General features: G+C 70.1%; 1 protein-coding gene. It reads left to right on the plus strand.

Annotation, left to right across the window (positions count from 1 at the left end; genetic code table 11):
* Window positions 1–250: 250 nt before the first annotated feature.
* Window positions 251–12,696: non-ribosomal peptide synthetase (locus tag P0Y43_RS16105; protein ID WP_275638270.1), on the plus strand; the 12,446-nt coding region annotated here is incomplete at its 3' end.

A 12,696-nucleotide genomic window follows, 5' to 3' on the forward strand; every position in this document is an offset into this window, starting at 1 on the left:
TACGCCGAAGTTGCGTTCTGTTCTGTGGCCCTCCCGACGCCTGCTCAGCCTCTTGACGTCGTAATCCACTGCGTCTGAACTGCCGTGCACGAAGATCAAGATCAATAGCAAGTGCGTAATCGAAAGGTGGGATAGTGCGGGAGGCGTAAAACAATGACCCCCCTTGTCCCCCCTTCCCATGTCACCCCACCCCCCACCAATCCATTAGCGTTGGCGCCATTTCCGATTGGCAAAAGCAGGATGCTTACCGATGCGCTTCAGCGAACTGATGGCTGTGCTCTCCACCCGTGCGATCCGTCTCCAGCGCGAGGGCCAGGACCTGGTGGTCCACGGCGACGACGATGCCCTGGACGACACCCTCTGGGACGCCCTGGCCGAGCACAAGCCCGCCGTGCTGGAGATGCTCGCCACCCAAGGCAACGACTGGCTAAGCCCCGCCTTCAAGATCACCCCCCAGATGCTCCCCCTGGTCGACCTCGACCAGGCCGCCCTCGACCGCATCGTCGCCAGCGTACCGGGCGGTGCCGCCAACGTGCAGGACATCTACCCGCTGGCCCCGCTGCAGGAGGGCATGCTCTACCACCACCTCTCGGCCAGCGCCGGCGACCCTTACCTGCTGCAAGCGCAACTGCGCTTCGCCGACCGCGGCCGTCTGGACGCCTTCGCCGAGGCGCTGGGCTGGGTCATCCAGCGCCATGACATCCTGCGCACGGCCCTGTGCTGGGAGCGCCTGGACGAACCGCTGCAAGTGGTCTGGCGCGAAGCACCGCTGGCCCGTGAAGCAGTCGAGCTGGACGGCGAGGGCGATGCCTTGGCCCAACTGGGCGAACGCTTTGCCGCCCGCCACTATCGCCTCGACCTGCGCCAGGCGCCGCTGCTGCGCCTGGTGCATGCCCAGGGCCAAGGCCAGGAGCAGGTCGCGCTGCTGCTGTTCCACCACACCGTGATGGACCACACCGCGCTGGACATCGTGCGCCAAGAAATCGCTGCGTGGCTGGCCGGGCAGGCCGATCAGGTGGGGCCCGCCGTGCCGTTTCGCGACCTGCTCGCCCGTGCCCGCCAGGCCCTCGACGTGCCCGCCCACGAGGCGTTCTTCAAGGGCATGTTGGCCGATATCGACGAACCGACCCTGGCCTTCGGCCTGGCCGAAGGCGACCCGCAACCGGTCGAAGAGGCCAAGACCCTGCTCGAACGCCCGCTGAGCCTGCGGCTGCGTCAACTCGCGCGCCAGCTCGGGGTCAGCACGGCGGCCATCGCCCACCTGGCCCTGGCACGGGTGCTGGGGCAGTTGGCCGGGCGCGAGGCGGTGGTGTTCGGCACCGTGCTGCTGGGGCGCATGGAGGCGGGCGAGGGCGGCGAGCAGGCCCTGGGCATGTTCATCAATACCCTGCCGCTGCGCATCGACGTCGGCGCCCAAGGTGTGCGCCAGGGCCTGCTGGCCACCCAGCAACGCCTGAGCGCGCTGCTCGGCCATGAGCAGGCGCCGCTGGCCTTGGCCCAACGTTGCAGTGCCGTGGCAGCGCCCACACCGCTGTTCAACAGCGTGCTCAACTACCGCCACAGCGACGCCGGTGACGCCGCCGCGGTGATCGATGTGGCCCCTGGCATCCAGGTCCTGGGCGCCGAGGAACGCACCAACTACCCCCTGACCGTGAACATCGACGACCTCGGCGATGACTTGCGCATCACCGCGATGATCAGTCGGAGCATCGGCGCCGCGCGGGTCGTCGGTTACCTGGCGCACACCCTCGGGCAACTGGCCGATGCCTTGGAGCACGCGCCCGAAACGCCATTGCACAGGATCGATATCCTGCCGGCGGCCGAGCGCGAACTGCTCACCTACGGCCGCAACCGCCCGCTGCTGGAGTTCCCGCTGACGCCACTGGTGCACCAGCGTTTCGAAGCCCACGCTCAGGCCCGGCCTCACGACACCGCACTGATCTTCGAACAGCAGAGCCTTAGCTACGACGAACTCAACCGCCGTGCCAACCAGCTGGCCCACCACCTGATCGACCTCGGGATCGGCCCCGACGAGCGCGTGGCGATCTGCGTGGAACGCGGCTTCGGCATGTTCGTGGCGCTGTTGGGCGTGCTCAAGGCCGGTGCCGGCTATGTGCCGATCGACCCCGCCTATCCAGCCGAGCGCATCGCTTTCACACTGGCCGACAGCGCCCCACGCGCGGTACTGGTCGAGGCTGGCAGCCAGCAATGGCTGGGGGCTGCGCGGGTGCCATCGATCGACCTCGACGACCCTGCACTGCGCCAGCAGCCTGACAGCAACCCACAGATCGCCGGCCTATCGTCGGCGCAACTGGCCTACGTGATCTACACCTCGGGCTCCACCGGCCAACCCAAGGGCGTGATGGTCGAGCACGGCAACGTCGCGCGGCTGTTCGCGGCCACCCACGACTGGTTCGCCTTCAACCGCCAGGACATCTGGGCGCTGTTCCATTCCTTCGCCTTCGACTTCTCGGTCTGGGAAATCTGGGGCGCGCTGGCCTTCGGCGGGCAACTGCTGATCGTGCCGCAGCGCATCAGTCGGTCGCCCGACGAGTGCTACGCGCTGCTGTGCCGCACCGGCGTGAGCATCCTCAACCAGACCCCCAGCGCCTTCCGCCAGCTGATCGCCGCCCAGAGCCGCAGCGAACTGCAGCACTCGCTGCGCCAAGTGATCTTCGGCGGCGAGGCGCTGGAGCCCGCCTCGCTCAAGCCCTGGTATGCGCGCATCGGCAATGCCGGCACGCGCCTGGTGAACATGTACGGCATCACCGAAACCACGGTGCACGTCACCTACCGCCCGTTGCAGGCCGCCGATGCGCAGCTGGTTGGGGTCAGCCCGATCGGTGCGCGCATCCCCGACCTGCAGCTCTACGTGCTCGACGCGCAGCGCGAGCCGGTGCCGGCCGGGGTGGCCGGCGAGCTGTACGTCGGTGGCGCGGGTGTCGCCCGTGGCTACCTGAACCGCGAGGCGCTGACGGCTGAACGCTTCATCGCCGACCCCTTCAACCCTGGCGGGCGCCTGTACAAGACCGGCGACCTGGCGCGTTGGGCGGCTGATGGCAGCCTCGACTACCTGGGCCGCAACGACGACCAGGTGAAGATCCGCGGCTTCCGTATCGAACTGGGTGAGATCGAGGCGCGCCTGGCCGCCTGCGCCGGGGTGCGTGAGGCGGTGGTGGTCGCCCGCCGCGACAGCGCGGGCGAGCAGCGCCTGGTGGCTTATTGGCTGGCGGCCCCGGGCACGCCACCAGAGGCTGCGCAACTGCGTGACGCGCTGCTGCGCAACCTCGCCGAATACATGGTGCCGGCGGCCTTCGTGCGCCTTGAGGCGTTCCCGCTGACGAGCAACGGCAAGCTCGACCGCAAGGCGCTGCCCGAGCCTGACGGCCAGGCCTTCGCCCGCCGCGCCTTCGAGGCGCCGCACGGCGAGGTGGAGCAACGCATCGCGGCGATCTGGCAGCAACTGCTGGGCGTCGAGCAGGTGGGGCGCCACGACAACTTCTTCGAGCTGGGCGGCCATTCGCTGCTGGCGGTCAAGCTGGTCGAACGCCTGCGCCAGCACGACCTGGCCGCTGATGTGCGCGTGCTGTTCGGCCAGCCGACCCTGGCGGCGCTGGCCGCGGCGGTGAGCGACGAGGCCCCGGCCCAAGTGCCGGCCAACCGTATCCCTGTCGGCTGCGCGAGCATCACCCCGGCGATGCTGCCGTTGGCCGACCTTGAGCAAAGCGCCATCGATGCCGTGGTGGCCCGCATCCCTGGCGGCGTGGCCAATGTCCAGGACATCTACGGCCTGGCGCCCTTGCAGCAAGGGATCCTTTACCACCACCTGGCCAGCGCCGACGCCGACCCCTACGTGCTGCGCGCGCGTTTCGCCTTTGCCGGCGAGGCCGAGTTCGCCGCGTTCGTCAACGCGCTGAACCATGTGATCGCCCGCCACGACATCCTGCGCACCAGCCTGCACTGGGAAGGGCTGGACGAGCCTGTGCAGGTGGTGCAGCGCGAGGCGCGGTTGCAGCTCGACAGCCCGGTCGATGGACGGCGCCTGGACCTGAGCCGCGCCCCCCTGTTGCACCTGGCCCGCGATGGCCAGGGTGAGCGCCTGGAGGCGACCCTGCTGCTGCACCACATCCTGCTCGACCACACGGCTGTCGAGTTGCTGGTGGCCGAGATCGGCGCTGCTTTGCAAGGCCTGGCAGCGCCGCACGACAGCGTGCCGTACCGCAACTACGTGGCTCGCGCGCGGCTGTGCGCGGACCCGGCGGCGGACGAGGCGCTGTTCCGCGAACTGCTCGGCGACATCGACACACCGACCGAGGTCTTTGGCCTGCGCGACGTGCACGGTGACGGCGTCGAGGTGCGCGACAGCCACCTGGCGCTGCCCGAGCGCCTCGCCAGCCGCCTGCGCGAGCAGGCGCGGCAGCTCGGTGTGAGCGTCGCCAGCCTGGTGCACCAGGCCTGGGGCCAGGTGCTGGCGCAGTTGTCGGGGCAGCCAGAGGTGGTGTTCGGCACCGTGCTGCTGGGCCGCTTGCAGGGCGGCGCCGGGGCCGACCGCGCCCTGGGCATGTTCATCAATACCTTGCCGCTGCGGGTCAGCGTCGATGACGCCAGTGCCCTGGACGGTGTGCTCCGTACCCACCAGCGCTTGGCCCGACTGCTCGGCCACGAACAGGCGTCGTTGGCGCAGGCCCTGCGTTGCAGTGGCGTGCCGAGCAACCAGGCGCTGTTCACCAGCCTGCTGAACTTCCGCCATAGCGCCGCGAGCGGGCAGGGCGACGGCCTGGGTTGGTCGGGCATCGAGCTGCTGGCCTCGCGTGAGCGCAGCAACTACCCCCTGGTGGTCAACGTCGACGACCTCGGTCAGGGCCTGGCCCTGACCGTGCAGGCCGTGCCGCAGGTGGATGGCGCGCAGGTGTGCGACCTGCTCGGCAGCGCTTTGGAGCACCTCGCCCAGGCCCTGGAACAGTCGCCGCAGACACCCCTGCATGCTGTCTCCAGCCTGTCGGCGGCGGCGCGCGAGCAGGTATTGCACGGCTTTAACGCCACCCGCCGCGATTACCCGCGCACGCAGTCTGTGCATGCGCTGTTCGAGGGCCGCGCCCAGGCCACGCCGGAGGCCATCGCGGTGGTCCATGGCGCGCGTCAGTGGCAGTACGCCCAGCTCAACCAGCATGCCAACCAACTGGCCCGTCACCTGCTGGAGCTTGGCGTGCGCCCAGGCGACCGGGTGGCGTTGCTGCTGCCTCGCTCGTTCGACCTGCTGGCCAGCCAGTTGGCGGTGAGCAAGTGCGCCGCGCAGTACGTGCCACTGGACGCCAACGCCCCGGCAGAGCGCCAGGCGTTCGTGCTCGACGACAGCCAGGCCGTGCTGCTGCTCAGTCACAGCGACCAGGGCCTGGCCGCCACCCGGCGCGTCGACCTCGACCGCCTGGATTTGTCCGGCTACCCCAGCCATGACCTGGGCCTGGCCGTGGACGCGACGGCTGCCGCCTACGTGATGTACACCTCCGGCTCCACGGGCCTGCCCAAGGGCGTGTGCGTGCCGCACCGGGCCATCGCGCGGCTGGTGATCGCCAACGGCTTCGCCGACTTCGGCGCCGCCGACCGGGTGGCCTTCGCCTCCAACCCGGCGTTCGACGCCAGCACCCTGGAAGTCTGGGCGCCGCTGCTCAATGGCGGTGCCGTGGTGGTGATCGACCAGGACCAGGTGCTGTCGCGCCAGGCCCTGGGGCAGGCGCTGCTGGAGCACGGTGTGACCGTGCTGTGGTTGACCGCTGGCTTGTTCCACCAGTACGCCGACGACCTGCTGCCGGCCTTGCGCAGGCTGAACTACCTGATGGTCGGCGGCGACGTGCTCGACCCGCAGGTGATCGCCCGGGTGCTGCGCGACGGTGCGCCGCGCCACTTGCTCAATGGCTATGGCCCGACCGAAGCGACCACGTTCAGCACCACCCATGCCATCGTCGCGGTGGGCGAGGGTGCCATCCCCATCGGTCGGCCCATCGGCAACAGCCGCTGCTACGTGCTCGACGCCCATCGCCAACCGCTGCCGGTGGGTGCGGTGGGTGAGCTGTACCTGGGCGGCGACGGCGTCGCCCTGGGCTACCTGAACCAGCCGGAACTGAGCGCCGAACGCTTCATCGACGACCCGTTCGGCGACGAGCCCGGTGCGCGCCTGTACCGCAGCGGCGACCTGGCCAGCTGGCAGGCCGACGGCACCCTGCGCTACCACGGGCGCAACGACCAGCAGGTCAAGCTGCGTGGCTTCCGTATCGAGCTGGGCGAGATCGAGGCGCGCCTGGCCGCCTGTGACGGTGTGCGCGAGGCCGTGGTGCTGGTACGCGAGGACGCGCCTGGTGACAAGCGCCTGGTGGCCTACTTCACCACCGACGGCGCCGCCCCGGCACTGGCCGTGCTGCACGAACGCCTGCAAGGCCAGCTGCCGGACTACATGCTGCCCGCCGCGTACGTGCGCCTGGCCGAGTGGCCGCTGACCGCCAACGGCAAGCTCGACCGCCGCGCCTTGCCGGCCCCGGACCAACAGGCCGTGGTCAGCCGCGCCTTCGCCGCGCCCGAGGGCGAGGTGGAAACTGCCCTGGCGGCGATCTGGGCCGAGGTGCTGAAGGTCGAGCGGGTAGGGCGCCACGACCACTTCTTCGAGCTGGGCGGCCATTCGCTGCTGGCCGTGAGCCTGGTCGAGCGCATGCGCAAGGCCGGGCTCGCCGCCGACGTGCGCGTGCTGTTCGCCCAGCCGACCCTGGCCGCGCTGGCGGCGGCGGTCGGCAGCGGCCGCGAGGTGCGGGTGCCAGACAACCGTGTGCCGGCGGGTGCCACGCGCATTACGCCAGCGATGCTCAGCCTGGTGGACCTGGACCCGCCTGCCATCGACCGTATCGTCGCCACGGTGCCGGGTGGCGCGGCCAACGTACAGGAAATCTACCCGTTGGCACCGCTGCAGGAGGGCATCCTCTACCACCACCTGAGTGCCGCCCAGGGCGACCCCTACCTGCTGCAATCGCGCCTGGCGTTCGACAGCGTCGAGCGCCTGCACGCCTGGGCCGGTGCCCTGCAGCAGGTGATCGACCGGCATGACATTCTGCGGACCTCGTTGGCCTGGGAAGGGCTGGCCGAGCCGGCGCAGGTGGTGTGGCGCCACGCTCGGCTTGGGGTGAACAAAGTCGATTTCCCAGGCGTCAGCGTTCTTACGGACGATACCGGGCCTGTAGGCGCGGGCTTGCCCCGCGATGAGGCCACCTCGGTCCTCGACCACCTGCACGCCCAATTCAATGCCCGCCACCACCGCCTGGAGCTCAACCAGGCTCCGTTGTTGCAGCTGGTCTACGCCGAAGACCCGGCCAACCAGCAGGTGGTCGCCATCCTGCTGTTCCATCACCTGGCCCTGGACCACACCGCCATGGCGGTGGTCGGCGCCGAGATGCAGACCCTGCTGCTTGGCCACGGCGAGCCCCTGGCGCCCCCGGTGCCCTACCGCAACTACGTGGCCCAGGCGCGCCTGGCCAGCGACCCCGCGAGCCACGAAGCGTTCTTCCGCGAGATGCTCGGCGACGTCGAGGCGCCGACCTTGCCCTTCGGCCTGCAGGATGTGCAGGGTGAAGGCCACGGCATCGACGAAGCGCACCACACCCTGGACCTCGACCTGGCCCGCCGCGTGCGCGAACAAGCCCGCCAGCAAGGGGTCAGCGCCGCCAGCCTGATGCACCTGGCCTGGGCCCGGGTGCTCGGGGTGCTGGCCAACCGCTGCGACGTGGTCTTCGGCACCGTGCTGATGGGCCGCCTGCAAGGCGGCGAGGGCGCCGACCGGGCGCTGGGGGTGTTCATCAACACCCTGCCGCTGCGCATCGATACCCGTGCCGCCGTGCGCGAGGCCTTGAATGCCACCCATGGCCGGTTGTCGGCGCTGCTCGGCCATGAGCACGCCCCACTGGCCCTGGCCCAGCGTTGCAGCGGCGTGCCCGCGGGGCAGCCGTTGTTCAGCGCCTTGCTCAATTACCGCCACAGTGATGCCGACGCGCCGCGCGACGGCGAGGGTATCTGGCAGGGCGTGCGCCTGCTCGGCGGCGAGGAGCGCAGCAACTACCCGCTGACCCTGAGCGTCGATGACCTCGGCGAGGGCTTCACCTTCAGCGTGCTGGCCCTGCACGGCATCGGCGCCGGGCGCGTCGCCGAGTGGATGGCCAACAGCGTTACGCGGCTGGTGCAGGCGTTGGAGCAGGCTCCTGGGACGGCGTTGGACACCTTGTCGATCCTTGGCGCGGCGGAGCGCCAGCAGTTGCTGGTCGGCTTCAATGCCAGTCAGCGCGACTACCCGCGCGGCCACACCGTGCACGCCCTGGTCGAGGCCCAGGCCGCCCGCACGCCCGACGCCACGGCGGTGGTGCAGGGCGACCTGGCGCTCAGCTATGCCGAACTCAACCGCCGCGCCAACCGCCTGGCCCACCACCTGATTGCCCTGGGCGTGCGCCCCGGAGCGCGGGTCGCCCTGTGCCTGCCGCGCACACCGGAACGCCTGGTGGCGCTGCTGGCGGTGCTCAAGGCCGGCGCTGCCTACGTGCCCGTCGACCCGGCCTACCCGCAGGAGCGCATCGCCTACTTGCTGGCCGACAGCGCGCCGGCGTTGGTGCTGGCCGAGTCGGGCCATGCCCAATTGCCAGAGGCCGTACTGCGCTTGAATCTTGATCACCCCACCTGGAACACCGGCGCCGAGCACGATCCGCAGGTGCCTGGGCTGGACGCTACTCAGTTGGCCTACGTGGTCTACACCTCCGGCTCCACCGGCCAGCCCAAGGGCGTGATGGTCGAGCACCGCACCCTGGCCAACCTGGTGCACTGGCACTGCGACGCCTTCGCCCTCGGCGCTGGCAGCCATGCCTCCAGCGTCGCCGGTTTCGGTTTCGACGCCATGGCCTGGGAAACCTGGCCAGCGCTGTGCGCCGGGGCGGTGCTGCACCTGCCGCCAGCGACACTGGGCAACGAACAGGTCGATGCGCTGATCGATTGGTGGCTGGCGCAGCCGCTGCAGGTGAGCTTCCTGCCCACCCCGGTGGCCGAGCATGCGCTGCGCCGCGCTGACCAGCACCCACAGCTGCGCACCCTGCTGATCGGTGGCGACCGCCTGCGCCAGTTCGAGCGTGACCCGGGCTTCGCCGTGATCAACAACTACGGCCCCACCGAGACCACCGTGGTCGCCACCGCGGGCCAGGTGCAGGTGGGCTTGCCGCTGCACATCGGCAAGCCCATCGCCAACACCCAGGTCTACGTGCTCGATGCGCAGCGCCAGCCGGTGCCGGTGGGCGCCGAGGGCGAGCTGTACATTGGCGGCGCGGGTGTCGCCCGTGGCTACCTGGGGCGGCCTGAACTGACCGACGAGCGCTTCGTCGCCGACCCGTTCAGCCAAGCCTCGGGCGCACGCCTGTACCGCAGCGGCGACCTGGTGCGCTGGAACGCCGATGGCACCCTGGACTACCTGGGCCGCAACGACGACCAGGTGAAGATCCGCGGCGTACGCGTGGAACTGGGCGAGATCGAGGCCACCCTGGCCGCCCAACCGGGCGTGGATGAAGCCGTGGTGCTGGTGCGCGGCGAACGCCTGTTGGCCTGGTACACCGGCAGCGCGCCGGGCGATGCCCTGCGTGAGGCGCTGAAAGCCCAGCTGCCAGCGCACCTGCTGCCGCTAGCGTTCATCGCAGTGCCGACGCTGCCCTTGACCCACCACGGCAAGCTCGACCGCAAGGCCCTGCCAGACCCGGACCCGACCGACCTGCCGGTGGCGGAGTACGAAGCCCCCCTGGGCGAGACCGAAACCGCCCTGGCGGCGGTCTGGGCCGAGGTGCTGGGCCTGGAGCGGGTCGGGCGGCACGACAACTTCTTCGAACTGGGCGGCCATTCGCTGTTGGCGGTGAGCCTGATCGAGCGCCTGCGCCAGCAGGGCCGGCAAGCCGACGTGCGCCTGCTGTTCAGCCACCCGAGCGTGGCTGCGCTGGCCGCTGCCCTGGGCCAGGGACGGGCGCTGCGAGTGCCGGTCAATCGCGTGCCCGACGGCGCCACGCACATCACCCCAGCCATGCTCAGCCTGATCGAACTGGACCAGGCGGCCATCGACCGTATCGTCGCCACGGTGCCGGGCGGCGCGGCCAACGTGCAGGAAATCTACCCGCTGGCGCCATTGCAGGAAGGCATCCTCTATCACCACCTGAGCGCAGCCAAGGGCGCCGACCCGTACCTGCTGCAATCGCAGCTGGCATTCGACAGCCACGAACGCCTGCACGCCTTCGTCCATGCGCTGGAGCAGGTGATCGAGCGCCATGACATCTTGCGCACCGCCGTGCTCTGGGAGGGCTTGGCGCGACCTGTGCAGGTGGTCTGGCGCGAGGCCCGGCTTGCGCTGGTGGAGGATCGTGGCCAGGCCATCGATGCCCTGGACCTCGCCCAGGCGCCCTTGATCCGCTTGCTGTACCGCGAGGGTGCGCGCCTCGAGGCGACCCTGCAGTTCCATCACCTGGTGCTCGACCACACCGCCCTGGAGGTGGTGCGCGAGGAAATGCTCGGCTACCTGCATGGCCACCCGGCCCCGGCGCAGCCGCCGGTGCCGTATCGCAACTACGTGGCCCAGGCGCTGCTGGGCGTCAGCGAGGCCGAGCACGAGGCGTTCTTCCGCGAACAACTGGGCGATATCGACGAACCGACCCTGCCGTTCGGCCTGCGCGATATCCAGGGCGATGGCCCTGTCATCGAACAGGCACAGTTGCTATTGGAGCGGCCCTTGGCCCTGCGCCTGCGCGGCCTGGCACGCCAGCTCGGGGTGGGCACCGCCAGCCTGTTGCACCTGGCCTGGGCGCGCCTGCTGGCGGCGGCCAGCGGCCGCGAGGACGTGGTGTTCGGCACCGTGCTGCTGGGTCGGATGCAGGGCAGTGACGGCGCCGAGCGTGGCCTGGGGATGTTCATCAACACCTTGCCGCTGCGTGTCGGCCTGGCCGGGCTGGGCGTGCGTGAAGGCGTGCGTGCCACCCACGCCCGGCTCACCGCGCTGCTGGCCCACGAACACGCCTCGCTGGCCCTGGCCCAGCGTTGCAGTGGCGTCGCGGCGCCGCTGCCGCTGTTCAGCGCCATGCTCAACTACCGGCACAGCGCCGGTGCCGTCGAGGAGCAGGCCCAGCGCCAGGCCTGGCGGGGGATCGACACCCTGGCCAGCGAGGAACGCACCAACTACCCGCTGGGCCTGAACGTCGACGACCTGGGCGATGACCTGCGCCTGACCGTGCAGGTCAGCCCCGAGGTGGGCGCCGAGCGTGTGTGCGGTCAGTTGCGGCAGGTGCTGGAAGCGCTGGCCGAGGCCTTGGAGCGCCAGCCGGACTTGCCGCTGCTGCAACTGCCGGTGCTGCCGGCCAAGGAGCGTGAGCGTGTGCTGCACGGTTTCAACGACACGACGCTGGACTACGACCTGGAGTGCACCGTGCACGGCCTGTTCGAGGCCCAGGTGGCGCGCACGCCGCACGCCATCGCCCTGCGTGCCGAGGCCGGGCAGCTGACCTATGCCGAGCTGAACGCCCAGGCCAACCGTCTGGCCCATCACCTGATCGCCCTGGGCGTGAAGCCTGATGCGCGGGTGGCGATCTGCGTCGAGCGCGGGGTGTCGATGGTGGTCGGCCTGCTGGCCATCCTCAAGGCCGGTGGCGCCTATGTGCCGGTCGACCCGGACTACCCGGCCGAGCGGATCCGCCACATGCTCACTGACAGTGCGCCGCTGGTGGTGCTTGGCCATGCGCCGACCCGCTCGCTGCTGGCGAGTTTCGAGGTGCCCGTGGTGGAGCTGGAGCAGCCGGTGTGGCACGCGCTGTCGCCGGAAAACCCGCGTGTCGAGGGCCTGACCCCGCGCCACTTGGCCTATGTGATCTACACCTCCGGCTCCACTGGCCTGCCCAAAGGCGTGATGAACGAGCACGCCGGGGTGGTCAACCGCCTGCTGTGGACCCAGGACGCCTACGGCCTGACGGCTGACGACGTGGTCCTGCAAAAGACGCCGTTCAGCTTCGATGTGTCGGTGTGGGAGTTCTTCTGGCCGTTGCAAGTGGGCGCGCGGCTGGTCATGGCGCGCCCTGGCGGGCACCGCGACCCGAGCTACCTGCGCGACATCCTCGCTGAGGAAGGGATCAGCACCTTGCACTTCGTGCCGTCGATGCTGGACGTGTTCCTGGGTCACGGCGATGCCGAGCCCGCGCGCCTCAAGCGCGTGCTGTGCAGCGGCGAAGCGCTGCCGGGCAGCCTGGTGCGGCGCTTCAAGGCGCAGTTGCCGACGGTCGAGCTGCACAACCTCTACGGCCCGACCGAAGCGGCGGTGGACGTCAGCGCCTGGCACTGCGCCGAGCCCTTGGCCGAGACCCCGGACAACACCCCGATCGGCAAGCCGATCGCCAACACCACGCTGTACGTGCTGGATGCCCAGGGCCAGCCGGTGCCGCAAGGCGTGGCCGGCGAGCTGTACATCGGCGGCGCGCAGGTGGCGCGGGGCTACCTGAACCGCCCCGAACTGAGCGCCGAGCGCTTCCTCGACGACCCGTTCAGCCAACGCCTCGGTGCGCGGCTGTACCGCACCGGCGACCTGGCCCGGCACTTGCCCGACGGCACGTTGGAATACCTGGGTCGCAACGACGACCAGGTGAAGATCCGCGGCCTGCGCATCGA

It is taken from the genome of Pseudomonas entomophila, assembly GCF_029193575.1.
Taxonomy (GTDB): domain Bacteria; phylum Pseudomonadota; class Gammaproteobacteria; order Pseudomonadales; family Pseudomonadaceae; genus Aquipseudomonas; species Aquipseudomonas entomophila_G.